This is a genomic window from Vibrio sp. 704, from assembly GCF_033339295.1.
The window spans coordinates 1-625 of the sequence record NZ_JAWOUH010000611.1; the positions used below are offsets into that span (position 1 = coordinate 1).

The following is a 625-nucleotide window of genomic DNA, read 5'->3' on the forward strand; positions in this document are numbered from 1 at the left end:
GCGAAGTGCTGCAAGGCTACATCATCGAAAACTTTGTACCGGCATCTGGTGAGGCGGTGCACACTGCACTGCAAGAGTTTGTGGCGAACACTGGCAAAATGAGTGCCGTCGGTGGTGGCTTCTTGTTTATTGCTGCGCTGATGCTGATCTCCAACATCGATAAAAATCTAAACTACATCTGGCGAGTCAAAGACAAGCGCCGTTTGGTGTTCTCATTTTCGATGTATTGGATGGTATTAACGCTGGGGCCGATTTTAGTCGGCGCGAGTATTGCAGCAACGTCTTATGTCACGTCGTTACAAATCTTAGAAAATGAAACGCTGTCTGGCGCCTTCAATTTGTTCTTACGCTGGTTGCCGCTCTTGCTGTCATTTTTTGCATTTTTAGGTTTGTACATTCTGGTGCCAAACAAAAAAGTGCATTTAGCGCATGGTGCTGTAGGCGCTGCCGTTGCGGCGATACTGTTTGAATTAAGTAAGAAAGGCTTTGCCCTCTATATCACTCAGTTCCCGTCTTACCAGCTGATTTACGGCGCTTTAGCCGCAATTCCTATCTTGTTTGTCTGGGTTTACTTGTGCTGGATGATCGTCTTGCTGGGGGCAGAAGTCACCGCAGCATTGGGTGA

1 protein-coding gene is annotated in these 625 nt (G+C 47.5%); it reads left to right on the forward strand.

Annotated elements, in window-relative coordinates:
- A partial coding sequence (locus R7R24_RS28050; RefSeq protein ID WP_318120352.1) for a virulence factor BrkB family protein occupies positions 1 to 625 on the forward strand: 625 nt, incomplete at both ends.